Origin of the sequence: Novosphingobium taihuense (assembly GCF_007830315.1) — a bacterium.
Lineage (GTDB): Bacteria > Pseudomonadota > Alphaproteobacteria > Sphingomonadales > Sphingomonadaceae > Novosphingobium > Novosphingobium taihuense.
Map to the genome: position 1 here is coordinate 12,271 of NZ_VLKJ01000019.1, position 26,616 is coordinate 38,886.

Below are 26,616 nucleotides of genomic sequence, written 5' to 3' on the forward strand. Positions count from 1 at the left end.
TTTAGCTTTTTGCCAGCCAGAAACTGCCTTTCAGCAACCGGCCCAAGAGCCGACAATTCAAACTGGCAAAGCAGGCGCTCGGCAATGCGCCCTAATTTCAGTCATTGCGGCTCAAGCGCAGAGCACTTCAAAGCGGACTAAGTCAGCAATCGGTTAGATGGCCGAGTGAGATAGAACAGCCGTTCCGCTAAACTGCCTTCAGCATCTGAAATGATCTCAGAGCTCTGCCATGACGCCATCGTCCACGCCTGGCGATAAACGGTGCCCTGACCAGAGGCGGTGCAGTCGGCTGCCGAGTATATCGCCCGGTCCCTCGGCGAATTGCGGGTGGCCGAAGTGCGTCATGACCGCATGCTGAAGTCCGAGCGCTTTGCGATCCTGGGCAACCACTGGTGCAAGGAATAGCCGGATTGCCGCTTGTTTCAGCCAGCCGGGCGCCAGTCCCTTCCTCGTGGAAAAGCGCGCGAAGGGCGTGAAACTTCCGTCCGTTGCGGGCGTGAAGATCGCCGTGACACACAGCGTCAACCCGGCGCGCCCTTGCCAGCGCGCCTGCACGATGGTGGGCGGATAGTAGCGTGAAATACTGCGCTGGCGATCGCGTTCGAGAAATCGCGACATGATGCCCAGATCGGGCGCATCCTGCTCGATTGCCATTTCAATACTGTCGCCATGGCTGCTGACGACCAGCTTTACCGGAAGGCGGCGATCGCGTCGTCGGATGAAACCGTGATGCAGATGGCCGGTGTGGAACGGGTCCATCACGTTTTCGATCGCATCGAAGGCACGCCCTTGCCACGTGCCATGCTGCCACCAGAAATGATCGAGATCCGGATTGCCGACATCGGGAGGCAGATCAGGCTCATCTGGCGCCGAACCGTTCAAGGTCACGAAAACGGCGCCATGCCGTTCGATCACGCGCAGCGCCTGCGCAGCAAGCTTCGACTGCGGAAGGGCCGCAGCCGGACAGCCCGGCACTTCAACGCAGGTTCCATCCATAGCGAACCGCCAGCCATGGTAGGGACAGGTCAAGGCTCCGTTCTCGACCCGCCCCCTCGAAAGCGGATAATTGCGGTGCGGGCACCGGTCTATCAAGGCGCCTAACCCGGAAGCGCTGCGGAACAATGCAATCGGCGTGTTGCACAGCATCACCTTACGGACGGCACCGGGGCGGATGTCACTGGCAAGGGCGACCATGTGCCAGGCATCGGTCACTGCATCAGGGAAGGCCATCAGTCGTGATCCTCACCATTCCATTCGATGTCGCACGTTGTGGCGGCATTGGTCGAAATTCCCTTGGCCAGCCCCTTGAGCGAAAACACTGCCGCATCGACCAGCGCGCCCAAGGCCGGAGCGCGGTCTCCCGGCTGCGAAATGACGTCTCGACCCTGTGAAATCGTGGCGCGCCATTCGCTGAGCCTTCCTGTTCGAAGGGCTTGCGGCAATCCGAGAGCCCACATTGCCGGTCCCAGAAATGCTTGCCGAGGCTCGGTGATGGCGGCGCATTGCGCTTGGCCGGATATTGCGCCGACAATTGCGCCCTGCGCGATCAGGAGATGGACGCCGCTCGTTGCCCGAGGATTGCATTCGAGCAACCATGGCTGTCCGGAACAGTCGAAAATGACGTCGCAGGCAAACTGACCATGGATGTGGCCATTGTTGGCGATCTTGGCGGCGATGCGGCGCAAGTGTTCGGCGCGGCAGTCGTCAAGCTGCTTGAAGGCATAGGATGCTCCACCAGCCAGCCGCCAGCGCGAATTGTATGCCGTGAAGCCGGTCAAAACACCGTTGCGGGCGATGGCATGAAAGCAGGCCTCTTCGCCCTCGATCCGCTGCTGCGCCATCCAGTCGCCTGCGGTTATCAGACCGGATGCCTCCAGCTTAGTGGGTGTGGGGCCTACCAGTGTGCGGTCGCCAAAGCGGCTGAAGCGCGGTTTGAAGACCCAGTCCTGGCTTGTGGGCAGGAACGATGCCAGCGTTTCAGCGCTGTTGATCGCATGGCTCTCCGGTGCGTTCAGGCCCCATTCCCGGCAGGCGGTGGCAAAGGCGAACTTGTCGTGAAGCAGCCGCAACGTAGCCATGTCTGGGACAAAGAGCCTGCTGCCCAGCGCACGGAGCAATGCTGGTGCGGCAAGATGGAATACCTCCTCGCAGGTCGGCACGACCAGTTCGATGCCGTGGCGCTCGACCAATCCGGCAATCACTGCGCGAAACCCGCGCGCGTCGCTTCGCGGCGGAGGATATTGGTGATGGCGGACATGAAGCCGAGACCAGCGCGCCATGCGCACCTTGACGCTGTCAGCCAGGTGGACGTCCCACCCGGCGGCATGGAACGCACGTGCAAGGTCTAAGGCAGCAGCGGCCCTCGCACCGGTGATGAGCACTGCCCTAGCCATCGCGCCAGACCACCTTGTTTCGTTTCGGCCCGCTCCATTCGAGCAAGTCGTGGCGTAAAAGCGGCTCCAAGCCTGTGAGCTGCTGAAGCATCGCGCCAGCCTGCACAGCAAGCTCCGCAGGGCACTTTGGGCCGACCGCTAGCGTTATTCCCCGCGCGTCTGCCGAGGCTTGCCAGCGAAGTTCTGGCAGCAGCACCTGCTCGACCGCTGCGACTACCTGCGGCGGGGTGATGCAGTGCGTTGCAAGGCGCCAGATGTCCTGAACGCGCCCCTCAATCGGCCGGATTACGCGTCCGGCAAATCCGCAGGAGCAACCCCGTTCGCCCAACTCGATATAGTCGTCGCCTGCCACGCGGACGATGGGCTGGCTTCGGCGCCTCAGGTCGGTGATGATCGGGCGGAAGCCATGCGTTCCAGTAACGGGCTGGAGTTCTATCTCGAGCGAATGATCGTTCAGGTGCAAGCGGCCTTCGGCACAGTCGGCGCCTAGAAAGCCTTCGGTCGCCTGCCAGATTGATCTTGGACTGATCCCGAAATGGGCGGTTATCAAATCGCGCTCGGTCGCACTCATCGGCTCGCTGCCGAAGAACAGGTGGCGCAAGCTGGGCAAAGCAATTCCCATTGTCGCAAGCGCGATCAGGCGCGATGGCGGGGCGATCAGGATCGTGGGAGCGTAACCCGACAGGGCCTCGGCCGTTTCGGCAATCGGAACCTCGATCGGGAAATGGTGAAAGCGCAGCCGTCCGCGGGCCGCATCGCTATACAGCGCATTGCTCGCTCGCAGATGCAGCGCCAGTCGCTGCGAGCGCAGAAGTGCGAAGAAGGTCAGCAAGCGCGCAAGGCTCTGGCCGATATAGTCGGCGCGTTCGGCTCCGGTCGCCACGAAGAGCCCGCGTGTCGCTTCGCTGCTGCCGGTAGACCAGCCTGCACTGATGTCTGCTGGCTGGTGCCCCCTCTCGGAAGCATCGGCCATCTGGCGGAGGTCTTTGTCGCTCAAGCCAAGGCTGTTCCATGCGCCGTAATCACGGCGAATGGCATTCACTGGGGTTACCGGAAACGCCTCGATCGGCCTTCGCGCAAAGGGCGCTAGTGCCGGGGTCCGGGCAAGCGCAGGCTGGAGCTTGGCCCACTGCTTCAGGCGGTGCCGTGCCAGCCCTTCTTTCGTGAGTGACATAGCGCGGCGGGTACGCAGCCACGAGGCCACGATTCGTTCAAGCTGCATCGCCATCGCCGCGAAAAGCTCTTGCGCTGCTGGCGCAATGCGATGGCAGGATCGCCAGCTCAGGGTTGGAACGCGCTGCGCTGCACAGCAGGTCAAGCGTCTCGCGATAGCACGGGGTGTCGCCCAAAAGCGCGGTCGTAAGACGTGGCGGGGGCAGTCGTTCGGCAATCGAGCGGCCAGACCATACGGCATCGGCCGCGAGCAGCACGGGGCGCCCTTCCTGCGTCTCGAGAGCAAGACCCCAATGGCCTGCGCAATGCCCCGGCAGTTCTACCGCCAGCAGGCTGCCGTCGCCGAGAATGTCATGGCCTTGGCCAAACGGCGCGAAGGCGGTTGGCAGAGCAATTGGGCGGGCATCTTCGAAGAACCGCGCGTTGGTGTCTATGTCATGCGGCACGAGTTCGGCCAGCAGCCCGTTCCTGACACGAGCGATCCGGCCTTTGGTGCGAAGTGCGTCGAGTCCCGCCTTCGCGCAGTGGACTGGCAGGTGCGCAAGATGCTGCAGGCCTGCGACATGATCGCCATGGAAGTGGGAAACGATCGTTCCCGCAATCGCTGCTTCGTCAATCTGGTGATGCTTCAGCCAAACCTGCCAGCGCTCGGCCTCGCCAATGGAGACGGGCGTCGTCCAGCGATAGAAACGTTCGGGGAATGGCTTCGTGGCCTTGATGAAAGCGGGGTCGTAACCCGTGTCGAACAGGAACAGGCCCCGCGTGGGATGCTTGATCACCCCGACAAGCGCTGGAAATTCCACTGCACACAGACTGCCACCGGCGATCGTCATGCCCTCGGGATGGCGACACGATCCGCGCTCGAGCCAGCGAAAGCCGACGCGTTTCATGCCGAGCCCCCCGCCCGTGCAAGCTTGGAAGCCTCGTCCAGCAGGCTATCCACCGCATCGTACCGGGGCTGGTATCCAAGCAGGCGCTGTGCCGGTTCGTGATTGAAAGTCTGCGACCAGCCGAGCGTCGCAAGCGTGTAGCGCGTGAGGACAGGCTCCTTGCGGGAACCTGTCGCGCGGGCGATGCCTTCAAGAGTAGCTGCCAGCAATCGCGCCAATCCGATCGGCACTGCTACAAGCTTGGGGCGGGTCCCGAGACTTTCAGCAAGGCGCATCGCCAGATCGCGCACGGCGACGGGCCTGCCGCCCGAGATGTTGATGGCATGTCCGCAAAGCGCAGGTGCGCGTTCCTCTGCCTCGCAAATCGCCCAAGCTGCGTCTCGCAGATCGGTTAGTTCGACCAGCGCCACCCCCCCGCCTGGCAAAGGCATCCGCGCACGCTGCGCAAGTTCGGCAAGGCGTGGCAGCACGACCCGGTCACCTGCTCCCACCAGTGCGCGCGGGCGGATGGCGCAGCAGGCCATGGCATCACCGCGCGGTGCCAACACCAGGCGCTCGGCAGCAAGCTTGGTTTGCGCATAGAAATTGAGCGGCCGCTCCGGGATATCGCTCTCGCCGATGGACAGGCGATCGCGGTGACAGGCGAAGATCGAGGGCGATGAAACGAAGACAAAGCGCTGCACGCCCGATGCGGCGGCCACGTCCAGCAGCTTGCGGGTCATGGTGACGTTTGCCGCCACGAAGTCCCGGCGCCTTCCCCAACTGGCAGAAAGCGCGGCTGCGTGAATCACACCGTCACATCCCTCGATCAGCGATGCGAGTGGCGCGCTTTGGTCGGAAAGGTCCAAGGGCGCGAACTCTGCCCCCATTCCTGCCAGGGCTTCGCCTGCGTCACGCGAACGCCCCGTCGCGACGACGCTGTGCCCCCGCACGAGGGCTTCACGCACAAGCGCATGCCCCAGCCCGCCCGTGGCCCCGGTGACGAGAATGCGCCGCCCGCTCAAAGCCGCAGCACCATCGCTGTTGCACTGATCCCGGCGGCGGTGCCCAGCAAAAGCACGGCATCGCCTTGCCGCGCGGCTCCGGTTTCCAGCGCATGGGCAAGCACGGTGGGGATCGATGCGGCGATCTGGTTTCCAGTGGTGGCAAAAAGATCGAGCACGCGTTCGCTGTTCGGCGCAAACAGCCTTTTCACATGGGCCACGCCCGGCGCGCTTGCCTGATGGCAGACGATGCAGGCGATGTCCTCATGCGAAAGGCCCGCTTCTACCAAGGCACGCGCAATGACTCCCGGCAGAGCCTTTGCGGCCGCCTTGAAGATGCCGAAAGCATCCATCTCGAAGTGCGATCCGGCTACCAGCGCTTCGTATCCTTCACCAACCCGCAGCCGTGTGCCACCGGCGCGCAACTGTGCCAATCGGTGATGCGCGCCTTGTGTCACGCTGGCAACCGAGAGAAGGCCGCGCCCGGGATCGTCGCAGGCTTCGATAGCCAGCGCCGCAGCACCGTCGCCAAAGATCGATCGCGTCTTGGGCTCTGCAGGGTCGAGCCCGGCCGAGGCGATGTCGCTGGCAAAGACCAGCGCGCGCCGCCAGCGCCCAGTGGCGATGCCCATCCCCGCCACGTCGAGCGCGGCCACGAACGAAAGGCATGTCTGGTTGACGTCGAAGCAGGGTGCGCCCGATCGGCCAAGGCCGAGCCGATCCTGCACGATGGCAGATGTCGACGGAATGGGCTGTTCCATCACCCCGCACCCGCCGATGATCGCATCGGGCGGGCCATCCCAAGCCGCACGGTCAAGCGCCTCGCGAGCGGCTGCAGCAGCCATCATCGACGTCGTCTCGTCCGGACCTGCAACATGGCGCGCAGCGATGCCGAATTCGCGTTGGGTCCAGCCGGGGCGATGGCCGTGTCGAAGATCCAGATCCCCCGAAGTTACGATCTCGCGTGGGCGATAACTACCCCATCCGGCTATGACAAAGCGGCTGATCATCGTCGTGCATCCCCCACATCAGGACTATGCGACAAAAACTGAACGATGTCTAATTTATAATAGACACCGTTCAGTTATTCCGTTTCAGGCCTCGTCAGCTACTTCCAGTTCACTTTCCTCTTCAGGACCCTTCACCGCAGACTGCAATGCAAGCTCGCTCATCGTCACATAGTCGAGCTTTCCCGTGCCAAGCACGGGCAGTGCCTCGACCACGCGGATGTCGCGCGGGACCATCAGTTCGGTTACGCCGTTGGCCTTGGCCCAGGATTGCAGCGCCCTGTGCTCTGCGCCGGGCGCAGTGGTGAACAGCACGAGTTGCTCGCCCTTCTTCGGATCGGGCCGGGTGACGATGGCATGGTCGAAGCCGGGCCAGCACTTTGCGGCATAGCCTTCGACTGCCGGGAGCGAGACCATTTCGCCGCCGATCTTGGCAAAGCGTTTGGCGCGGCCGCGGATGGTGATGAAGCCTGCATCGTCGATGGTGACGATATCGCCAGTATCGTGCCAGCCTTCGTGTGGCGGCTGAAGCTTGCCGGGATCGGTGGCGAGGAAGTATCCCGCCATGACGTTCGGCCCGCGAATGTAAAGGCGGCCGCCTTCGGCAATCCCGGGGACGTTTTCGAGGCGGGTTTCGATCGCGGGCAGGGCGCGGCCCACGCTACCGGCCATGAAGTGCATCGGCGTGTTGACCGCGATGACCGGCGCGGCTTCGGTTGCCCCATAGCCTTCGAAGATGCGCAAACCGAACTTCTCTGCGTACGTCTTGCGGGTTTCGTCACGGACTTTCTCGGCACCAGCAAAGATGTAGCGCAGCGAGTAGAAGTCATATCCATGGGCCATGCGGGCATAGCCTGACAGGAAGGTGTCGGTGCCGAACATGATCGTGGCGTTGGCGTCATAGGCGAGCGCAGGCACGATGCGGTAATGCAGCGGACTGGGGTAGAGCACCACGCGGATGCCACTGAGGAGTGGGAGCAACGTACCGCCTGTCAGGCCGAAGGAGTGGAACACCGGCAGTGCGTTCAGCACGATGTCCGACGCGTTGAAATCGATCCGTGAAGCCAGCTGTGCGCAATTCGACAGCAGGTTGCGATGGGTGAGGACAACGCCCTTGGGCACGCCTTCCGATCCGCTGGTGAAGAGGATCACGGCGGGCGCATTTGGCGAAATGCCAAGCTTGCGGTGGCGACGTTCTGCACCGGCTGCGCCCAGCAGCGCGCGCAGCTTTTCGAAGCCGCCGATGGTGGCGCCGATGTCCTCGAGCCAGACGACGCGCAGGCCATCGGCTTCTAAGGCGGCAATGACGTCGTGCAGCTTGGCCTGATCGACGAACGCGCGTGCGGTGACGACAGTGCGGATCGCGGCGGTGAGGCAGGCCGAGCGCATGTTGGCAACGCCCACGGTGAAGTTGAGCATGGCAGGCACGCGGCCGATGGATTGCAGCGCAAAGAATGCGGCGACCACACCGTTCACGTTGGGCAGGAGCAAGCCGACAGCTTCGCCTTGCACCGTGCCTTGGGCCAGGCGCTTGCCCAGAACGGTGGTTCCGGCAAAGAGCTTGTCGTAGCTGAGCGGTTCGCGCTTCACGTCTTCCACCACCAGCGCCTTGCCGCCGTGGATCTCGCGGGCTTCGGCAAGGGCGCTGAACAGGGTGCGGCCGGTGTCCGAGGTAGCGAACATCATCGCGCTCATCTCGTCATACAGACGCCGACCGGCAATCGCGCGGCGCTGGCGGGCGGTCATTTCGCCATTGATCGCAAAGCGGCGCGGGGGCAGGACGGTGAGTGTCACCTTGGGGAACCAGCGCAGGCGGACCTTGCCCTGCATCCGTGAAAAGCGCGTGTATTGTGGGCCATCGAGGCGCACCGGAATGATCGGCGCGTCGGCCTTGTCGGCCACCATGCCCGGACCGTCGAACACTTTCATCAAGGCGCCGGTGCGCGTGATGCGGCCTTCGGGGAAAATGACGAGGGTACGGCCTTCCTTGACCGCCTTGACCATAGCCTTGGCGGCCATCGGGTTGGTTGGATCGACCGGAAAGGCGCGGAACAGCTTGAGGAACGGCTTGATCCATATCGAGCGCGCGATCTGGGTATTGACCGCGAACGTGGGCTTGCCGGGGAGGAAAGCGCCCAGCAGCACACCATCGAGGAAGCTGACGTGGTTGACGACGACGACTGCCCGCTCGCCCGGCTTCGGCATGTGTTCCATGCCGGACACGTCCACGCGGTAGAGCACGCGCAAGGTCAGGCGGATCACGTCCTTGAACAGGGTTTCGGGCAGGAGCCAGACCGAGGCGAGGGCGACGAACAGCGTGGCGAAGCCGAGCGCCCCGATCAGGCCCGGCACGTCCACGCCCGCCGCCAGCAGGCCAGTGATGGCGAGCACTGCAACGACAGTAAGGCCAGCGTTGATCACGTTGTTGGCCGCGATGATCTGCGACCGCTTGTCTTCGGGGCTGGCGACCTGAAGGATCGCATAGAGAGGCACGATGAACATACCGCCCGAAACTGCGATCACCGCAAGGTCGATCAGGATGTGCCAGGCGCCGGGCGTCGAAAGGAACTGCGCGGTAGATGCGCCTGCGGTGCGGACTTCAAAGCCGCTGGTGGCAATCCACAGGTCGATCAAGCCGAACGCAAGGATAAGCGCCGAGAGCGGAACCCAGCGCGCCGAAACCTCACCTTTGAGCAGACGATTCACGATCAGCGAGCCGATGGCGATGGCGACCGAAAACACCACGAGGAACAGCGTGGCCACTTCCTGTTTGGCCGCCAGCGTGCCCGAGACGAGCGGAGCGAATTCGCTGACCAGCACGGCCCCTGCGGCAAAGAACCAGCTGATGCCGATGATCGAGAGCCACACGCCGCGCCCGGTGCGAGCGGTGGCAAGGATCTCCTTCGTGCCGCGCCACAGGTTCCAGTCGATGTGATGCAATGTTCCGCTGGGCGGCGCAGGAGGCACCGCAAGGCTGGCGAGAAAGCCGACGACGGCAAGGCCCATTGCGGCGATCCCTGCTTCCCATGGCGGGATCACGCCTGCGAGCAGTTGTCCGCCGAGGATGGCGAGGAAAGTGCCTCCTTCGATCAGGCCGGTCCCGCCCATGACTTCGCCCGATTTCAGATGCTGGGGCAGGATCGAATACTTGACCGGGCCGAACAGCGTGGAGTGCAGACCCATCAGGAACAAGCTGGTGAGCAGCGCTGGGATCGACAGGAACCAGAACCCCGCCAGCGCGATTCCCATGATCCCCACTTCGGCGCCCTTGATCCAGCGAATCAGCCGCGCCTTGTCGATCGCGTCGGCCAATTGCCCAGCGAGTGCCGAGAATAGGAAGTAGGGCAGGATGAACAGTCCGGTAGCGACTGCTGCCAGTACCTTTGCGTTATCCGGATCGGTTGCGAAGATACCGAAGTTTGCGAGGAACAACATCGCGAACTTCAACAAGTTATCGTTGAATGCACCGAGGAACTGGACTGTGAAGATCGGTCCAAAGCGACGTTTTGTCAGCAGGCTGAGATCGGGAGTCGACATGTTCACCTTTCGCGTGTTCGACACGGCCATACCGGAACATGGGTTCCGGCGAGGTTAAGAGCCGGACTTACCCTTGGACCCCTTCCTCGAATCGCAGGGATAACGCAAAAATATACACTGTTCAATTGATTTATTGGACAGTGTTCAGTATCACGCCTACAGTCTGCCTCCTATGGGACGCAGATCGGATCACAGCCGCGACGAATTGAGGGAAATCGCTGTCGCCGCCGGGCATCGCCACATGGAGGAGGTCGGGTTTGCGCACTTCTCTGCGCGCGAGGTGGCCAAGCGCATCGGCTATTCGATCGGGACGATCTACAATGTGTTCGGCAGCTACGACGCGCTGATTCTGGCGATCAACGGGCGCACCCTCGCGCTGTGGCGCGATCATCTAGTGCGCCGACTTGCCGACGTGCAGCAGGACAGGTTGCGTCAGGCGATCGCCGCCTACTTCGAATTTGCAACAACGCACCGGCACGCGTGGGCCGCTATCTACGATTTCCGCCTGCCAGAAGACACCGTCCCGCCCGAAAGGTATCAGGCCGAAGTGCGCGCGATCTTCGATATCGTCGTGGCCGAGGTGCGCGAAGCCTTGCCCCCTGCCCGGCAAGACGAAGCCGAACCGCTGACCCGGTCGCTTCTCGCAACCGTCCATGGGCACTGTGTTTTTGCTATGAACGGCACATTCGCCATTCTCGGTGAGAAATCCCCAGCCGATGCAGCCTGGCAGCGGGTGCAGGAGGCAGTGGGGATCTTGACCTGATCATCACCTATGACCGCAGACGATACAGCTCAGCCGGTCGGAACGGCGTGTCGCTTTCGCGCTGACCGGTGGCCTCGATCCAGCCGGTGTCGAGCATCCTGCGACGGAAGGCGGGCTTGTTGAAGGTGGTGCCGGTGATAGCTTCGTGCACGGTTTGCAGGTCACGCAGCGTGAACAGGTCCGGCAGCAACGCAAAGGCGACAGGCGCGTAGGCCAGCTTGCCTCGGAGCCGTTCGTGCGCGGCGGCGATGATGGCGGAGTGATCGAAGGCCAGTGACTCTCTGGGGTCGGTAACCGGGAGAAGCGCTAGATCTGAACGCGATGCCACGGCCCCTTCCAACACTGCATGCGGGAGCAGAGCGAAGTAGGCGACGCTGACCGTGCGCATCCGCAAATCGCGCTGCGGATCGCCGAAGGTGTAGAGCTGCTCAAGCCAGGCGCTGTCCTGGGCGGCAAGTCCTGCCTTGTCCGCCAGCACACGCCGCGCTGCGCGATCCAGCGTTTCGTCAAGACTGACGAACCCGCCCGGCAGTGCGAGCCGATCGGCAAAAGGCTCCTCAGCCCGGCGCTGGAGCAGGACTGACAGAGTGCCATCGCCAATGGTCATCAGTACGAGGTCGACGGTGACGGCGAAGGGTGGGTAGCTCATACAACCATGCTTATATCTTGACTAAATATAAGTCTAGCGCATATAAGGTTGGTGTGAGTCGGGGAGGCCGCCTCGCTTTGATGATCTGGGGGAGCCTCGGATATGAGCAAGTTTGATTTCGGCGTCTTTATTGGACGCTTTCAGCCACTGCACATCGGCCACGAACACGTCATCGCGCGCACGCTCGAACAGGTCGAGCGGCTGATCGTGCTGGTGGGATCGGCCAATGTCGCCCGCGATCCGCGCAATCCTTTCACGTATGACGAGCGTGAGGCCATGCTGCGCTCCGCTTTCCGGCATGAAGTGGCGCAAGGCCGCCTGATCATCGCGCCGATCGACGATCACGTTTATTCCGACACCGCGTGGGTCGCGCAGGTCCAGCGCACGGTGCGTGCTTTGGTGCTGGAGCATGGCAACGGTCACGGCTTCCAGAACCACGGCCTGCGTGATTTCCGCGTGGCGCTAACAGGTTATGGCAAAGATGCCTCGTCCTTTTACCTCAAGCTCTTCCCAGAATGGGAGAACCTGCAGGTCGACAGCCAGTACGGCACCTTCTCGTCAAGCGATGTGCGCGTGCGCTATTTCCAGCGCATCGCCGAAGTGCCCGCCAGCATCCTCTCTGCGGGCGTTGCCGACTTCCTGCGCGAATTCATGCTGGGCGATATGTTCAAGGCATTGCTTGAAGAAGCCGAGTTTCTCGCTGCCTATCCGGCGCAGTGGGGGAAGGGGCCCTTCGTCACCGCCGATGCGGTGGTCGTCCAGTCGGGCCACATTTTGCTGGTCGAGCGAGGACGCGCGCCGGGCAAAGGGCTGCTCGCCCTGCCAGGCGGCTTCGTCAATCCGGCTGAGCGCATCCGCGATGCGGCGATCCGTGAACTGCGCGAGGAAACCGCGATCAGCGACGGCAAGGGTCAGATCCCGCCTGCCATGCTCGCCAGCTTTATCGAGGATGCTCGTACGCGGGTGTTCGATGCGCCGAACCGGTCCATGCGCGGGCGGATCATCACCCACGCATTCCTTTTCCGCCTGCCCGAACGTCGCAAGCTGTTCAGCGTGAAGGGCGGCGACGATGCGGCCCATGCGCAATGGTACCGCTTCGGCGATCTTTCGCCTGAAATGCTGTTCGAGGACCACTGGGCCATCATCGAGGAAATGGCCGATCTTTGAAAAACGACCCGCCGCGCAGGGGAGTCCTGCATCCGGCGACCATGTGAGGAGTTCACATCATGACCAACCTGATCCTGGCGACAGACAGCTACAAGCAGAGCCACTTCCTGCAGTACCCGCCCGAGGCGCGTGCGATCAGCGCCTATATCGAGGCGCGGCCAAACGACTTTGCCGATGAAGTGCTGTTCATGGGCCTGCAGCCCTACCTGATCGACCGGCTAGAACGGCCGATCACGCAAGCCGACATCGACGAGGCCGAGGCGATCTGTGCCGCGCACGGTGTTCCCTTCAACCGCGAAGGCTGGCAGATCGTGCTCGACGAGCATGGCGGATACCTGCCGATCGAGATCCGCGCCCTGCCCGAAGGCATGATCGTGCCGACCGGCGTGCCCATGGTGCAGGTCGAGACCACCGATCCGCGCCTGCCGTGGCTCGCGACCTTCATCGAGACCGCATTGCTCCGCGCGATCTGGTATCCGACCACAGTCGCCACGCTCAGCCGCCAGTGCCGCCTGATAATCCGTGCAGGGCTGGAGAAGACCAGCGAGGACGCCCTCGGCCAACTGCCGTTCAAGCTGCATGATTTCGGTGCGCGCGGCACCAGCAGCGGCGAGAGCGCAGGGCTGGGAGGCATGGCGCACCTCGTCAACTTCATGGGCACCGACACCATGGAAGGCCTGATCGCTGCGCGCCACTATTATGGTGCAGACATGGCCGGTTTCTCGATCCCGGCGGCCGAACACAGCACGATGACCAGCTGGGGAAGAGCGCGCGAGGAAGCGGCCTATGCCAACATGCTCGACGCCTTCGAGGGCGTGGGCAAGTTGGTGGCGGTCGTGTCGGACAGCTACGATCTGGATGCTGCACTGACCGGCATCTGGGGCGGAAGCCTTCGCGATAAAGTGATGACCCGCAAGGGGACGCTGGTGCTTCGGCCCGACAGCGGCGATCCGGTGGAAACTCCGGTGCGCACGATCAAGACGCTTTGGGATGCCTTCGGCGGCACCATCAACGCCAAGGGCTACCGCGTGCTCGACCCACACGTGCGCGTGATCCAGGGCGATGGAATGACGCCTAGCTCCATCGCCCGGCTGATCGACCGGCTGATCGAGGAAGGCTTTGCCATCGACAACATCGTCTTCGGGATGGGCGGCGGCCTGCTCCAGCAGGTTAACCGCGATACCCTGCGCTTTGCCATGAAGGCCAATGCCATGCGTGATGCCGAGGGCGCGTGGCACGATGTGGCGAAGGCCCCCGCCACCGACCCTGGCAAGGCGAGCAAGGCGGGGCGGCAGGCGGTGGTGCTCGAAGCGGGCCGTATGGTCGCGCGGCGGATCGAGCAGGTGGCCGATACCGACAACCTGCTGCAAACGGTCTGGCGCGAAGGGACCATGCTGATCCGCCATAGTTTTGACGAAGTGCGGACAAGGGCGGGTTGAGGGGTTGCAGGGGGCGTCCAGCTTAGGCGCTTCCTGTGACACTTGAACGCCTGTCACATCGAGGCCGCTTTCGAAGGAACAAGACACAATTAGCTTTGGAGTCCAGGCAGGCATCATGCTCGCTACCACCTTGGGAATGTCCTGCAGACATCTCCTAACAGAAGTAGCATTCATTGTAGCTGAAGTTAACGACTGCCTTTAGTCGCGGCCTGCCACGCCTTACCTCGTATTGAATGGCAGTTATCCAGCACCCGCCACCCGAAACCTGCCGGTCCGCAAACGGCCCACTTCCGGCCATCAGTTGAGCCGCAGCGCCATTTTGAAAGCTGCCCGGCGGTTCAAGCCGCTCGGCCGCCGAAAGCTGAAATTCTGAGACCGACGCCGTTGCAGTCATAATTCTTTTGGCGGAAAGCGCCCAATTGCAAACGTTTCATTTCGCAAAGTGAGCAGTGCTACAACTAAGATGGTAGCGGACGATCAAGCGCCCAGCCCTGTACGATGGGGTCAAATGGGGAACGGGGCCTCTGCATGCGAACGAACCTCGCTTGTCGCCGACACCAGCCATCGCCGTCCGCATCGGATTCGCCCTCAAGGCAGTGATCTGCCTCGTACATGCAAACCGCCACATCCCCTTCACGAGCGCAGGCAGTTTTGCGCACTTTCACCCGAGAGGCTCTGTTCATCGAAGCCGCGTCCGCTACCCCGACGACAGTCAGATTTTGAGCCAAAGCATATCCACTTTCGATGGCCATGATCGTCTTCGTGGAAGGAACCGAGGCCAGAGAAGAAGGCCGTGCGACACAGCCACATAGCGCACATAGTAAGGCGAAAAGCAGGGAAGCGCGAATTAACTTCACAAAATAAGCATATTGTTGATTGCCACTGGGAAGTGACCCGGGATTTCCATTGAGAATTGACCCGGTTGGATATGTGTCCCCCGATGCGGGGGTGTGGTCAAGCGGGTGATTTTTCCTTTCGTGTCTTGGGTGGGGCGGCGCTGCTGGCCCTGAAGCGGAAGCTGTCGTTTCCGGTCTCCAGGATGTGGCAGTGATGGGTGAGGCGATCGCGCAGCGCGGTAGTCATCTTGGCATCGCCGAACACCCCGGCCCACTCGGAGAAGCTCAGGTTGGTGGTGATGATGACACTGGTGCGCTCGTAGAGCTTGCTGAGCAGGTGGAACAGGAGCGCACCGCCCGATGAGCTGAACGGGAGGTAGCCGAGCTCGTCGAGGATCACGAGATCGAGGCGGAGCAGCCGATCGGCGAGCTGCCCGGCCCGGTTCAGCACCTTCTCCTGCTCGAGGGCATTGACTAGGTCGACGGTGGCGAAGAACCGCACCTTCTTGCGATGATGCTCGACGGCCTGGATCCCGAGGGCCGTGGCGATGTGGGTCTTGCCGGTGCCGGGCCCACCGATCAGAACGACGTTGTTGGCCCCGTCGATGAAGTCGCCGCGATGGAGCTGGGAGACCATGGCCTCGTTGATCTCGCTGGAAGCAAAATCGAAGCCGGTGAGGTCCTTGTAGGCCAGGAAGCGGGCCGCCTTGGTCTGGTAGGCGATCGAACGGACCTCGCGCTCGGCCACCTCGGCTTTGAGCAGCTGCGACAGGATCGGCACGTCGCCATCGAACGCTGGTGCGCCTTGTTCGATGAGGTCCGCAACGGCCTGGGCCATGCCGTACATTTTGAGGCCACGCAGCATGACCACGACGGCAGCGCTGGCAGGATCATGACGCACGGGCGTTCTCCCTGCTGCGCAGCGCATCGTAGCGCTCGACGTTGGCCTTGGGTTCGCGCCGCAGGGTCAGGGCCTGCGGCGCATCGATCTTCGGTGGTGTGCCAGTCTTGCCGTCGGTCAGCCGGTGCAGAAGGTTGAGCACGTGGGTCTTGGTCGGCACGCCTGCGTCCAGTGCGAGTTCGACCGCGCTGAGGACGGCCTGTTCATCGTGGTGAAGGACCAGGGCGAGAATCTCGGCTACCTCCCGGTCACCACCCGGGCGCTTCAGCAAATGGCCCTGCAGCTGGCGGAAGGCCTCGGGCATCTCCTGGAACGGAGCGCCATTGCGCAGGGCTCCGGGTTTGCGCTGGATCACCGCCAGGTAGTGACGCCAGTCGTAGACCGTCCGTCCGGGCAGATGATGGAACCGCTCGATGATCCGTTCATGCTCGCACAGAGCCCGGCCCTCGGCCGCTACGACGATCCGGTCCGGATAGACGCGCAGGCTGACCGGGCGATTGGCGAACGAGGCCGGCACGCTGTACCGGTTGCGCTCGAAGTGCACGAGGCAAGTCGGTGAGACCCGCTTGGCATGCTCGACGAAGCCATCGAAGGTGCGCCCCAGCGGCATCAGGCTGGCGACCTCGTCGGCCCAGGCATCGGCGATCGTCCCGGGCATGATGCCATGCTGAATGTCACCCCATTGCTCGATGCAGCGCTGCTCGAGCCAGGCATTGAGCGCCGCAAGGTCAGGGAAGGAGGGTAAAGGCTGCCACAGCCGGCGCCGGGCATCCTGGACGTTCTTCTCGACCTGACCCTTCTCCCATCCGGCGGCGGGATTACAGAACTCCGGTTCGAACAGGTAATGGCTGGCCAGCGCCGAGAACCGGGCGTTGGCCTGGCGCACCTTGCCGGCGCCGATCCGGTCGACCGCGGTCTTCATGTTGTCGAAGATCCCGCGCCGAGGCACTCCGCCCAGCAGCCTGAACGCCTGGGTCAGGGCATCGAACAGCATCTCGTGGGTCTGGAGCAGGTAGGCCCTGACGATGAAGGCCCGACTGTGCGACAGCTTGCTGTGTGCGACCTGCAGCTTGGTTCTCTCCCCGGCGATGATCGCCCAGTCCTCGCTCCAGTCGAACTGGAAGGCATCTCCCGGCATGAACACCAGCGGCACGAAGGTGCCCCGGCCACTGGTCTGCGCATCGCGCTGGCGGTCGGCCTTCCACTCCCGGGCGAAGGCGGCGACCCGGTTGTACGAACCATGATAGCCGAGCGTCACCAGATCGGCGTACATCTGCTTGACCGTGCGCCGCTGCTTGCGCGACCGGCCTGCCTCGACCCTGAGCCAGCCCGACAGTTTCTCGGCAAACGGGTCGAGCTTGCTCGGCCGATCCGGAACCTTGAACTGCGGCTCCACCGTACCGGCCCGCAGGTACTTGCGGATCGTGTTCCGGGACAACCCACTGCGCCGTTCGATCTCCCGGATCGGCATCCCTTCCCGGAAATGCCAGCGGCGGATCACACTCAATAACGCCATGTCGATCACTCCATGATCCCCCGCCTGCCAGCCAGGGAACGATCAGAACATGGGTCAATTCTCAGTGGAAATTACGGCACCTACCGGGCCACTTCTCAGTGGCAATCAACACTTATCCATTCATCTGCAAACAGACCTTCGGATAATCTACTCCATTCCACAATATGCCGTTTTTGGTAAATATCTGTAGTAATCACCAGCAATTATTCAGTAAAATATTTTATTCTATATAGATAAACCCGTCCTTCGATAGGTGCGAGGGCACATGCCAAAAACAATCGAAAATGCGCGGCTAAAACTGGAATTGTTTCTATATCCAGCCTCCCATGAAATCTGTGTTATTGTCATATCCGTTTCAATTAACCACCGAGATGCCGCAAGCATTCGAACGTTAGTAAGAATTTGGTGAACAGACGCCCCGAGTACAGATCGAAAAATCTGGGCGAGGTAGGTCCGGTTAGTGCCAGACTGCCGCGCGATGTCACTCAAGGTCAGCGCGCGACCAAACTCGCAATCGATAAACCGAAGTGCTCTACATAGAATTTCTTTCTGCTTCTGGGGAATTGATCCGTGATATTCTTCCAGTGATAGGTGTTTCGCCCATTGCATTCCCTCCTTATGAGCAAAGTGGCCCGGATAACGCCGTTGGGACTTTAACTCATTCTCTGTCGATAAGTGTACGGTAAAATTGGATACTAGACAAAATTCAACTATGTGTATATTTAAATAGCACCTGTCAATAATATCGGAATTGCAGTTTAGCGGAATTATTTCAGCCTTGCTTCCGCGCTTCCGGTCATAAGATTGATCCAAGATCGCCAAAACTCTCTCATTAGTCCAAACTTTTCTATCGGACGCGCTGCTACCGAATAGTCGATCAAGCGATGCACCGCCGTCCTGAGAGACCAGAACGTCGCTGCCAGCAACCTCATTCGCCCTGTCGAGCATCCTTGATCTCCCTAGCACACTTCATACTGCCTATCGTATAGGTATGCAATCCCTATAGCATAGGTTGATTTCTTGGCAACGAGATGGCATGCACATTGCGGTGGTCGCCGTGGCCGACCGACATCGTCGGAACCGCAAATTGGATCATCGCAATCATGAGTCTCGGTCGCAATTCTCAAACATTCTCTGTCAGGGACGGAGGGCTTGTAGCAAAGGCAATCGAACAGATTGCCGACTTGATCAGTTCGGGCGATCTAGGGGTCGGAGATAGCCTTCCAAGCGAAGTTCGCTTGTCCGAGCGGCTTAATGTTAGCCGGACGGTGGTTCGCGAAGCCGTCGGATCGCTTGCGGCGCTTGGTTTGCTGGATACTGGAAACGGTCGCCCACCAAGGGTTGCGCGTGCGACATCACTGCCAATCACGATTTCGATCAATCACGCGCTACAAACACGACAGATCGCTTTTTCGCAGGTCTGGCAGGCTCGTGAATGCCTTGAAACCCGCGCAGCCATGTTGGCCGCTCAGTATCGGTCGCCTGAAGAAGCGCATCGGCTCATGGTGATCGCGGAAGCACTAGTCTCGGAAACAGGTCACATTGATCGTGTGGTCGAACTGGAGGTGGAGTTTCACAATCTGATAGCTACTGCGAGCCGAAACATCCTGATGGGCCACCTGCTTGAATCGTTCGTGCCACTGATGCGTGAGGCCATACCGGCAGCTTGGAGGACCCGCAAGACCAGCCTAGAGCGCCAACGCGTTCACGATGCACATCGCAGAGTGGCCAAGGCCATCCTCGACAAAGACGCCAAGGCTGCGGAAGAAGCGATGTCCCATCACTTTGATGATGACGTATATATTGGTCTTCTGTCTTATGAATAAATATAATAATTATTAATATCATTTAGAGGTGGTTTCGAAAGTCATTCAGAGCGTGCCAAACGGCGTAACATGAGCATGGCTACTGCGAATTTGAGGGTGGCTTCCACGTCTTTAGCCAGGCGCCTGTTTCGATTGATCCAAGCGAAGAACCGCTCGACCACCCAGCGCCGAGGGAGGACGGCGAAGCCGGACTGTCCGGCGATCTTGCTGACAATCTCTACGGTGATGCTGGTCGCTTCGGTGACACGGTGATGGTTATAGCCGCCATCGGACCAGACCTTCTCGATGAACAGGAAGAGGCCGCGCGAGACTTGTAGCAACGCGCCGCCGCCATCACGATCCTAGACATCGGCGGTGTGCGGCTCGACAAGCAGCGGCCTGCCGTCAGTATCGACCAGAGCATGGCGCTTGCGACCTTTGATCTTCTTGCCAGCATCATAGCCGCGCGGCCCGCCGCTCTCGGTGGTCTTGACGCTCTGACTGTCGATGATGGCTGCGCTTGGCGAGGCGTTTCTTCCGGCTCGCTTGCGGTCGAGCGCGACCAGCGCATGGTTGATCCGCTCGAACAGGCATTCGTCACGAAACCGCGCAAACCAGCGGTAAACCGTCTGCCAAGGCGGGAAGTCCTTGGTCAGCAACCGCCAGGCAATCCCGCCGCGCAGAACGTAGAAGATTGCGTTCACGATTTCGCGCATCGACCATTGCCGTCGCCGCCCCGTCGTGCGCGCCACTGGAACAAATGCCGCGATCAGCGCCCACTCGGCATCGCTCAAATCCGTCAGGTAACGCTTCGAACCCCGCGTATGCTGCGCGCGGGTGCCTGGGGTCCACATCAAGATCTCTGGGTTGTCTGCAAAACCCTCGGAATCACAGGAACCTCAGCCGCTCAACCCCTTTCGAAACGGCCTCTTAATTATGGTAACGAAATTATCAAGAGAAAATCTTGCCAGTATTAAATATGCCTAAAGGATCAATTGCGCTCTTTATTCTTCTCATGATATCCACGGCGCATCCCAATTCATCTTCTAGCGCCTTCTTCTTCCCAATTCCGATACCATGTTCTCCAGTACACGTGCCGTCTAAGGCAATTGCTCGCGCAATAAGGCGTTTGTTAACCGCCTCTACGATGTTCATTTCGCTGTCCGACCGCGGATCGATTGAAAATACTACATGAAAGTTGCCGTCTCCAACGTGGCCTAGGATCGTGGCCGGCACAGGGCATGTTCTGAGATCAGCTTGGGTTTCATCGATGCATTGGGCAAGCGAGCCAATTGGAACACAAACATCGGTTGCCCAACCGACTGCGCCCGGACGGAGATTTACGGTCGCATAATAGGCATCGTGCCGAGCTTTCCACAATACATTTCTGTCTTCTAGCCGTTCTGCCCAGCGGAACTCCGTTCCGCCGTTGGCCTTGCTGATTCCAGACACGATTTCAATTTGCTCGGCGACGGAAGCGGGGGAGCCATGAAATTCGAAGAACAACGTCGGCTTCTCCGCAAACTCGAGCTTTGACCATTTGTTCACGGCTTGGATCTGTAAATCATCGAGAATTTCGGCTCGAGCTACGGGTACTCCGAGCTGGATGAGCTCGACCACCGATTGAACTGCTCCACGCGTGGTTTCGAACGCGCAGACTGCGGAGGAGATAGTTTCTGGGATACCAAATAGCTTCAAGTTAACTTCGACCACGATGCCCAATGTGCCCTCCGAGCCCACAAACAGGCCTGTCAAATCATAACCCGCCGCAGACTTCTTCGCGCGACGGCTGGTTCGGACAATCTTGCCATCAGCAGTGACTACCTTCAGGCCGAGCACACAATCGCGCATCGTGCCGTATCGCACTGCATTCGTTCCCGACGCCCGGGTAGAGGCCATCCCGCCAATAGTGGCATTGGCGCCCGGATCGATCGGGAAGAAGAGTCCTTGATCGCGGAGGTGCAGGTTAAGATCTTCACGCCTAACGCCGGGTTCGACCACACAGTCCAAATCTGAAGAATTGACCGCAATAATTCGGTCAAGCCCGCTCAAGTCTATCGTAACGCCGCCATGAATGGGGATCGTGTTGCCTTCGACAGACGTCCCTGCACCATATGGGATGAGGGAAAAACGGTACTCATTGGCAAACTTGACAAGCTGCACGACATCATCGACCGACTGCGCGCGCAGGACAGCGTCCGGCAACACCGGCTCAAAGTGACATTCGCTCTTGCCATATTCTGCGCGATGCGTCGGAAGCGTCAGCAACCGATCTCCGAAATGGCCCTGGATGGCGTGGATGGCTTCCGGAGAGGCAGAACCATTTTGCGTGCGCATGTGCCGCATCAGGTGAAATACTCCAATTGTATGTGATGAACGAGATTACGATAACGGCGAAATGATTGGCCGGCCTAAGCCGGCCAATCGGTCAGAAGTTCACTTTTACCGAAGCTCCATAGGTTCGCGGCGGGCCATAGTTTCCTTCTGATGCGCCCAGCAGGGGCGACGTCAGATCGAAGGCATAGCGAACACTGCGGTTGTCAAAGATGTTCCGCGCATAGATGGCTATTTCATAGGCCCCGCTGCTGGGCTTGTATGCGATCCGCGCATTGCCGATGACATTGGCTGGCAATCGTGTGTTTGGCGCATTGGTGAGCTGCGCGAAGGCTTCACCGGTATAGATCGCGCTGACATCTAAGTTGAGATCGCCGGATGAAATTGGCACTCGCTTCGAGATCGAGCCAAGCAAGGTGAACTTGGGTGTCTGGGGTGGTCGGCGGCTAGCCGGACCATTCGGCAGTTTGACATTGTCAACCTTCGCGTCCAGCAATGTGCCTGCAACATTGAGCGCCCATCCGCCCGTGTTCAATCCAAGCTCTGCTTCGAGGCCCTTGATTTTTGCCGATGTGTTGTACAGCGTTAAATTGAGGCCGCGTTGATCGAAAGCCTGGTAATCTTCGTAGTCATAGTAGAAGCCGGAGAGGTTAAAGCGTCCGCGTCCTCCCATGAACGTATATTTCTGACCGACTTCATAGGCGTTGATCTTTTCACCGTTGAAGCGAACGCCATTTAGTGGTGCAAGGCCCGAAAAGCTGACGTTATAGCTGAATGCCTTGTAGCCCCTGCTGTAACTGGCATACAGAAGAAGGTTGCTGGTCGGTTTATACTCGATCGCCACACGACCTGAAATAGCTCCTTCGCTATGTTTGTCAGCGTACGGGCTTGCGGAGCCTTCCGTGCCCGGCGGTGGAATAAGGCCAATGGCGCATCCGAGGCCTGACGCGAACTCGTCGCACAGGAAGCGAAAATTGAAGTCTTTCCGATCACGTGTGTAGCGCAACCCGCCCGTGATGTTGAGCGTATTGGTCAAATCATAGGCGTACTGGCCAAACACGCTCCACGAGTTTGTCTTTAGCGAATAGAGTGTATCCAGAGCAGCATTGATCGGTCCTATCAGATTCGGGCCGCTGTTCCGTAATTCGAACCGTTGTGTATACGGGCCACCATCAATATGGACATAGAATGCACCCACCGTCCAGTTCGCCCGGTCAGAGGAGCCAAATAGGCGAAGTTCCTGGGTCAGACTGTTGCTCTTTGAAGTCTGGAAGAAGCGCGTGTAATCCAGCGGTGAACTATCGTTATCTTCCGCATAATAGCTTTTCGCCCACCCGAAATTGGTCTGACTGACCAACGTCGCACCGCCCAGGTCGTAGGTGAGCTTGGCACCTACGCTGCCGTTCTCCCGATGAAGGCCGCCGTTGAAATCGGCGGCAACCGTGTACGGATCCCCATCCGCATCGATGTAGCCATAGGCCGTCGCCTGGCCTGGAACGGATACGCCGAGACCGTCCGCGTTTGTCACTCCCCCAACCATAAATGCCACGTTTGCGGCATCCGACGTAAACTTGAAATAATCTGCTGAAAATTGTGCGGTTAGGTCACTGGAAATCTGCAATTTCAGTTTCCCGCGGAGGCCGATACTGTTATCTCCATTTTGCCGGGTGTCATTGAAGACGTTGCGCAAGTATCCGTCCTGATTGCTTTTGTAAAAAGCTATACGTATGGCGGAGCCGCCACCAAGCGGCGCATTGAGAGCACCTTCGACCTTGACATGATTGAGCGAACCGATCTCGCCAGTGGTCGTCCCTTCGAAATCATCAACTGGGTCGTTGGTAATAATGTTGATCAGGCCGCCTACAGAATTTCGACCGAACAGCGTGCCCTGCGGTCCCTTGAGGACTTCAACGCGCTTGACGTCGAAGAGCGGTTGGGTATTTGCAGAAGGGGCCACTTGGTATGCGTCATCGACATAGAAGCTATTAGGGGATTCCAGGTGCCCGGCAAAATCGTTCTGCGATACGCCGCGAATGGAAATCAGCGATGTCAGTCCCGGACCGCCAGGCTGAGCGATCTGAAGGCCTGGGGTCGCTGTCACAAGTGCATCAGTCGATGAAATCCCGGATGCGGCTAGATTATCTGCCGACAGGACAGTCGCGGCAACGCCGACGCGCTGCAATTTCTGTTCGGTACGGTTAGCCGTAACGATTATGTCGCCCTGGTAATCCGGGACATCCGTTTGTCCCGGCGGCGCTGGTTCGGCGGCTAGTGCAGCCGTCGAAACCGAGCAGGCCAGCGCGAAGATCAAACCACGTCCGCCAGCGAGATATGCGCCGCTGCGTGACGGGCCATGAACTCCCCTGCGTTCCATAAATCCACTCCCTGAATTGATGCCAAGCACCCCCACCGCATCTTCTTCTGCGGCTTCATAGGGCACCATCTTGGACTTAGCTCAGCTATCCTGCGGGGTCTTAGCTCAGTGACAATGATTGTTTGCGCAGCGTCCAAAGGGCTGGCGGTGAGGCCGAATGTGGGCGTAGTTGCATCCAGCCCCTATTAACAAAAGCGGACAGGAGCAGCTGAGCAATGGGCAGAACCAGAACCAGAACCATGATTCAAACCGCTGATGGGATTTCGATCAGCGTCGAGACGTGCGGATCCGGACGGCCAATAGTGCTCGTGCACGGCTGGTCGCAATCTGCGCAGTTGTTCTCATCCCAAATAGCCGCGCTATCCGACCGCTTCCATGTAATCGCATATGATCAACGCGGTCACGGCCTGTCCGACAAACCGAATCAAGGCTATCGTGTGCATCGACTGGCACACGATCTTGCAGAACTGCTTGCGTACCTGAATTTGCGCGACGTAACGCTTCTCGGCCATTCCATGGGTTGTTCGGTCATCTGGGCCTATCTTGACCTCTTTGGGACTGACCGATTGCACAGCCTTGTTCTGGTCGATCAATCCGCCTGTCTGCTGCGTGGCCGCCATTGGAGTGAACAGCAGGCTTCTGACTGGGGTGGGCTATTCAGTGAAAGCGCGCTGTTCGAGCTTGTAGATCAGTTGCGCGGTCCTGATGGTGTAGATAGTACAAAGGCGGTATTGGCATCAATGCTCACACCCGGTGGCGCTACTCATTTGCTGGACCCGCTATTAGAGCAGAATCTACTCTTCCCTCGCATCCATGCAGCGCAGTTGCTTACAAACCACGGTATGACCGACTGGAGTGACGTTATCGCTCAAATTCGCCTACCGGCGCTTGTCGTCGGCTGCGGAGGCAGTCTGATTTCTACAAGCAGCATGCAATGGATCGCCCGACAGATTCCCGGTTCCAAATATGTTGAATTTAGCGTGCAGGAGGGCGGATCCCATTTCCCCTTCCTTGAGAACCCTGACCTGTTCAACCAAGTGCTCTTGACTTTTCTTGACGGTCAAGCCTGACATCTGAGGAAAAGGCAACAAGATGGCCAGGCCCGGCAACACGGAGGAATTTCGCGAGGTGGCTCGCCGCCGCCTTCCACAACCGCTTTTCGACTATATCGACGGCGGAGCCGATGATGAACGGACGCTAAAACGGAATAGCGCAGTCTTTGAAAAGCGGTCCCTAGTGCCCCACGGGCTGGTCGATGTATCCCGGATAAATTGCGGGGCTAGCATTCTCGGGCAACAGCTTTCCATGCCGTTGATTCTGTCTCCAACAGGGATGAGCCGTCTTTTCCACTCAGGCAAGGAGTTGGCCGTAGCCCGAGCGGCAGCCGATGCCGGCTTGCTCTATGGCCTCTCGACTATGGCCACGACGTCGATCGAGGATGTGGCAGCCGCATCGAACGGATCACGAATGTTTCAGATATACATCTTTAAGGATCGCGGATTGACGAATGAGTTGGTCGATCGGTGTGCTGCCGCCGGCTATCATGCACTTTGCCTCACAATCGATACCCCCCTGGCGGGCAATCGTGAACGAGATCGGCGCAGCGGCATGACCATACCCCCGCGTTTCGATCTTCGCTCGCTTGTCAGCTACGCGTTGCATCCCCGCTGGCTTCTTGATTTCCTGAAGAACCCAGACTTTCGCCTTGCGAATGTGGTTCATCGAGTGGATGCTCTAGCATCCGGTCCAACGGGATTGATCGAATACGTCAATGCACAATTCGATCCGAGCGTAACCTGGGAAGATGCAAAGCTACTTGTGCGGCAATGGAAGGGGCCTTTTGTGATCAAGGGCGTACTCGACGCCGATGATGCCATACGTGCGCGGGACATTGGTGCAACCGCAGTCATGATCTCAAATCATGGAGGACGCCAACTGGATGGCGTCCTCGCTCCGCTCGAAACTCTACCTGAGATCCGAGAAGCTGTAGGCGACACGATTGAACTGATTGTCGATGGCGGTGTTCGCCGCGGCAGCGACATTGTGAAAGCAATTTGCCTGGGCGCCGATGCCTGTTCCATCGGTAGGCCATATCTCTACGCGCTGGCAGCGGATGGAGAAAATGGGGTTAGGGGCCTCTTGGAGATATTGCGATCGGAGTTTGCTCGAACTCTCGCGCTTATGGGTAAGGAATCTGTCCATATGTTAAATAGGGGATCTATCGTTTAATTGACACGCTGTCGAAATCTCTTCGATGTACAGGCAATCCGTTTTGTCTAGCATTACAGTTACATTTTTGTTTTGATGTGAGCTTGCCGGGCGGCGGCCTGATGCGCGCGCCGCCAACATGACCATGCGATGATATAGGCTGGTTTGATACGACGCTGAGCCAGTTTGTTTGCGACGCGCCTGACTTCCTGGATGGACCAGCGGATCAGGTCCCGCTGAGCGGTATCCGCGGTCTTTTTGGGGGCGTTACGAGATTGGCGCGGTATTGGATGGCGGCCATCATGGCGAAGGCGAGCATGACGAGCGAGACATGGCGATGCTGACGTGACCCCCTGATTTTCCTCCACGAGCGATTAGAGTCTGGCCTGAAGGAAGGACAGACGATGAAGCGTGTGAGGTTTTCAGAAGAGCAGATCATTGGCGTGCTGAAGGAGGCGGAGGCGGGTGCGAAGACCGCTGATTTGGCTCGGCGGCACGGTGTGTCGGAAGCGACGATCTACAACTGGAAGGCCAAGTATGGCGGGCTGGAGGTGTCGGAGGCCCGGCGTTTGCGGGAGCTCGAGAGCGAGAACGCGAAGCTCAAGCGGCTGCTGGCCGATGCGATGCTGGACAACGTGGCT

The 26,616-nt window shown here is 59.8% G+C and carries 20 protein-coding genes and 1 pseudogene; 7 read left to right on the forward strand and 14 right to left on the reverse strand.

Going from position 1 to position 26,616, the window contains the following annotated elements:
• Window positions 1–216: 216 nt before the first annotated feature.
• The 7 genes from IQ25_RS20030 to IQ25_RS20060 form a co-directional block, all read right to left on the reverse strand.
• Complete coding sequence (locus IQ25_RS20030) at window positions 217–1,230, reverse strand: aromatic ring-hydroxylating oxygenase subunit alpha (protein WP_144908057.1); 1,014 nt, start codon at window positions 1,228–1,230, stop codon at window positions 217–219.
• Complete coding sequence (locus IQ25_RS20035) at window positions 1,230–2,393, reverse strand: ATP-grasp domain-containing protein (protein ID WP_144908058.1); 1,164 nt, start codon at window positions 2,391–2,393, stop codon at window positions 1,230–1,232. Before IQ25_RS20035 ends, IQ25_RS20030 begins: the two co-directional genes overlap by 1 nt.
• Window positions 2,386–3,615 carry a hypothetical protein gene (locus IQ25_RS20040; protein ID WP_144908059.1) on the reverse strand — a complete coding sequence of 410 codons (1,230 nt, stop codon included), beginning with the start codon at window positions 3,613–3,615 and terminating at the stop codon, window positions 2,386–2,388. Before IQ25_RS20040 ends, IQ25_RS20035 begins: the two co-directional genes overlap by 8 nt.
• Window positions 3,605–4,456: an MBL fold metallo-hydrolase gene (locus IQ25_RS20045; protein WP_144908060.1), complete on the reverse strand. Its 852-nt coding sequence runs from the start codon at window positions 4,454–4,456 to the stop codon at window positions 3,605–3,607. Before IQ25_RS20045 ends, IQ25_RS20040 begins: the two co-directional genes overlap by 11 nt.
• Complete coding sequence (locus IQ25_RS20050; protein WP_158637814.1) at window positions 4,453–5,460, reverse strand: NAD-dependent epimerase/dehydratase family protein; 1,008 nt, start codon at window positions 5,458–5,460, stop codon at window positions 4,453–4,455. The genes IQ25_RS20045 and IQ25_RS20050 overlap by 4 nt, the downstream gene beginning before the upstream one ends.
• A complete protein-coding gene (locus tag IQ25_RS20055; RefSeq protein ID WP_144908062.1) occupies window positions 5,457–6,449 on the reverse strand; it encodes a 3-oxoacyl-[acyl-carrier-protein] synthase III C-terminal domain-containing protein in 993 nt (330 codons plus the stop codon). Before IQ25_RS20055 ends, IQ25_RS20050 begins: the two co-directional genes overlap by 4 nt.
• A gap of 84 nt (window positions 6,450–6,533) precedes the next feature.
• A complete protein-coding gene (locus IQ25_RS20060) occupies window positions 6,534–9,983 on the reverse strand; it encodes an acyl-[ACP]--phospholipid O-acyltransferase (protein ID WP_181447293.1) in 3,450 nt (1,149 codons plus the stop codon).
• Window positions 9,984–10,155: 172 nt separating this feature from the next.
• On the opposite strand from IQ25_RS20060, the gene IQ25_RS20065 reads away from it, so the two are divergent.
• Window positions 10,156–10,746, forward strand: a complete 591-nt coding sequence (locus IQ25_RS20065) for a TetR/AcrR family transcriptional regulator (RefSeq protein ID WP_144908063.1) — start codon at window positions 10,156–10,158, stop codon at window positions 10,744–10,746.
• Between the two features lie 7 nt (window positions 10,747–10,753).
• On the opposite strand, the gene IQ25_RS20070 is transcribed toward IQ25_RS20065, so the two are convergent.
• Complete coding sequence (locus IQ25_RS20070; RefSeq protein ID WP_144908064.1) at window positions 10,754–11,395, reverse strand: NUDIX hydrolase; 642 nt, start codon at window positions 11,393–11,395, stop codon at window positions 10,754–10,756.
• A 102-nt stretch (window positions 11,396–11,497) separates the two neighbouring features.
• Between IQ25_RS20070 and IQ25_RS20075 the strand changes: the two genes are divergently transcribed.
• Window positions 11,498–12,562 (forward strand): bifunctional nicotinamide-nucleotide adenylyltransferase/Nudix hydroxylase, encoded by a 1,065-nt coding sequence (locus tag IQ25_RS20075; protein ID WP_144908065.1) that lies wholly within the window; start codon window positions 11,498–11,500, stop codon window positions 12,560–12,562.
• 59 nt (window positions 12,563–12,621) lie between these two features.
• A complete protein-coding gene (locus tag IQ25_RS20080) occupies window positions 12,622–14,001 on the forward strand; it encodes a nicotinate phosphoribosyltransferase (protein ID WP_144908066.1) in 1,380 nt (459 codons plus the stop codon).
• Window positions 14,002–14,955: 954 nt separating this feature from the next.
• Here IQ25_RS20080 and istB read toward each other — a convergent pair.
• From istB to IQ25_RS21495, 3 genes are all read right to left on the reverse strand, one after another.
• Complete coding sequence (istB, locus tag IQ25_RS20085) at window positions 14,956–15,738, reverse strand: IS21-like element helper ATPase IstB (RefSeq protein WP_144908067.1); 783 nt, start codon at window positions 15,736–15,738, stop codon at window positions 14,956–14,958.
• On the reverse strand, window positions 15,728–17,254 hold the full coding sequence (istA, locus tag IQ25_RS20090; protein ID WP_144908077.1) for an IS21 family transposase: 1,527 nt from the start codon (window positions 17,252–17,254) through the stop codon (window positions 15,728–15,730). The genes istB and istA overlap by 11 nt, the downstream gene beginning before the upstream one ends.
• Before the next feature lie 225 nt (window positions 17,255–17,479).
• Window positions 17,480–18,202 carry a helix-turn-helix transcriptional regulator gene (locus IQ25_RS21495; protein WP_144908068.1) on the reverse strand — a complete coding sequence of 241 codons (723 nt, stop codon included), beginning with the start codon at window positions 18,200–18,202 and terminating at the stop codon, window positions 17,480–17,482.
• Between the two features lie 155 nt (window positions 18,203–18,357).
• Here IQ25_RS21495 and IQ25_RS20100 point away from each other — a divergent pair, with 155 nt between their 5' ends.
• Window positions 18,358–19,080: a FadR/GntR family transcriptional regulator gene (locus IQ25_RS20100; protein WP_158637815.1), complete on the forward strand. Its 723-nt coding sequence runs from the start codon at window positions 18,358–18,360 to the stop codon at window positions 19,078–19,080.
• 41 nt (window positions 19,081–19,121) lie between these two features.
• Here IQ25_RS20100 and IQ25_RS20105 read toward each other — a convergent pair.
• The 3 genes and pseudogenes from IQ25_RS20105 to IQ25_RS20115 all read right to left on the reverse strand — a co-directional run bounded on the left by IQ25_RS20105 (window position 19,122) and on the right by IQ25_RS20115 (window position 23,836).
• Window positions 19,122–19,913, reverse strand: a pseudogene (locus IQ25_RS20105) (IS5 family transposase).
• A 97-nt stretch (window positions 19,914–20,010) separates the two neighbouring features.
• Window positions 20,011–21,405: an FAD-binding oxidoreductase gene (locus IQ25_RS20110; protein ID WP_144908070.1), complete on the reverse strand. Its 1,395-nt coding sequence runs from the start codon at window positions 21,403–21,405 to the stop codon at window positions 20,011–20,013.
• 82 nt (window positions 21,406–21,487) lie between these two features.
• A complete protein-coding gene (locus IQ25_RS20115) occupies window positions 21,488–23,836 on the reverse strand; it encodes a TonB-dependent receptor (protein WP_144908071.1) in 2,349 nt (782 codons plus the stop codon).
• 170 nt (window positions 23,837–24,006) lie between these two features.
• Here IQ25_RS20115 and IQ25_RS20120 point away from each other — a divergent pair, with 170 nt between their 5' ends.
• From IQ25_RS20120 to IQ25_RS20135, 3 genes are all read left to right on the forward strand, one after another.
• The gene (locus IQ25_RS20120) at window positions 24,007–24,837 is read left to right on the forward strand and encodes an alpha/beta fold hydrolase (RefSeq protein ID WP_158637816.1); all 831 of its coding nucleotides are present in this window, start codon (window positions 24,007–24,009) and stop codon (window positions 24,835–24,837) included.
• A gap of 22 nt (window positions 24,838–24,859) precedes the next feature.
• On the forward strand, window positions 24,860–25,996 hold the full coding sequence (locus IQ25_RS20125; protein WP_144908073.1) for an alpha-hydroxy acid oxidase: 1,137 nt from the start codon (window positions 24,860–24,862) through the stop codon (window positions 25,994–25,996).
• Window positions 25,997–26,379: 383 nt separating this feature from the next.
• Window positions 26,380–26,616: transposase (locus IQ25_RS20135; RefSeq protein ID WP_144908075.1), on the forward strand; the 237-nt coding region annotated here is incomplete at its 3' end.

Bases quoted from the DNA above. Each gene is read 5' to 3' on its own strand.
- IQ25_RS20120 (WP_158637816.1), top strand. From the start codon at position 24,007: ATGATTCAAACCGCTGATGGGATTTCGATCAGCGTCGAGACGTGCGGA.
- IQ25_RS20125 (WP_144908073.1), top strand. From the start codon at position 24,860: ATGGCCAGGCCCGGCAACACGGAGGAATTTCGCGAGGTGGCTCGCCGC.
- IQ25_RS20075 (WP_144908065.1), top strand. From the start codon at position 11,498: ATGAGCAAGTTTGATTTCGGCGTCTTTATTGGACGCTTTCAGCCACTG.
- IQ25_RS20110 (WP_144908070.1), bottom strand. From the start codon at position 21,405: ATGCGGCACATGCGCACGCAAAATGGTTCTGCCTCTCCGGAAGCCATC.
- IQ25_RS21495 (WP_144908068.1), bottom strand. From the start codon at position 18,202: ATGCTCGACAGGGCGAATGAGGTTGCTGGCAGCGACGTTCTGGTCTCT.
- IQ25_RS20040 (WP_144908059.1), bottom strand. From the start codon at position 3,615: ATGCAGCTTGAACGAATCGTGGCCTCGTGGCTGCGTACCCGCCGCGCT.
- IQ25_RS20060 (WP_181447293.1), bottom strand. From the start codon at position 9,983: ATGTCGACTCCCGATCTCAGCCTGCTGACAAAACGTCGCTTTGGACCG.
- IQ25_RS20035 (WP_144908058.1), bottom strand. From the start codon at position 2,393: ATGGCTAGGGCAGTGCTCATCACCGGTGCGAGGGCCGCTGCTGCCTTA.
- IQ25_RS20065 (WP_144908063.1), top strand. From the start codon at position 10,156: ATGGGACGCAGATCGGATCACAGCCGCGACGAATTGAGGGAAATCGCT.
- IQ25_RS20080 (WP_144908066.1), top strand. From the start codon at position 12,622: ATGACCAACCTGATCCTGGCGACAGACAGCTACAAGCAGAGCCACTTC.
- IQ25_RS20070 (WP_144908064.1), bottom strand. From the start codon at position 11,395: ATGAGCTACCCACCCTTCGCCGTCACCGTCGACCTCGTACTGATGACC.
- IQ25_RS20030 (WP_144908057.1), bottom strand. From the start codon at position 1,230: ATGGCCTTCCCTGATGCAGTGACCGATGCCTGGCACATGGTCGCCCTT.
- IQ25_RS20045 (WP_144908060.1), bottom strand. From the start codon at position 4,456: ATGAAACGCGTCGGCTTTCGCTGGCTCGAGCGCGGATCGTGTCGCCAT.
- IQ25_RS20115 (WP_144908071.1), bottom strand. From the start codon at position 23,836: ATGGTGCCCTATGAAGCCGCAGAAGAAGATGCGGTGGGGGTGCTTGGC.
- istA (WP_144908077.1), bottom strand. From the start codon at position 17,254: ATGGCGTTATTGAGTGTGATCCGCCGCTGGCATTTCCGGGAAGGGATG.
- IQ25_RS20055 (WP_144908062.1), bottom strand. From the start codon at position 6,449: ATGATCAGCCGCTTTGTCATAGCCGGATGGGGTAGTTATCGCCCACGC.
- IQ25_RS20100 (WP_158637815.1), top strand. From the start codon at position 18,358: ATGAGTCTCGGTCGCAATTCTCAAACATTCTCTGTCAGGGACGGAGGG.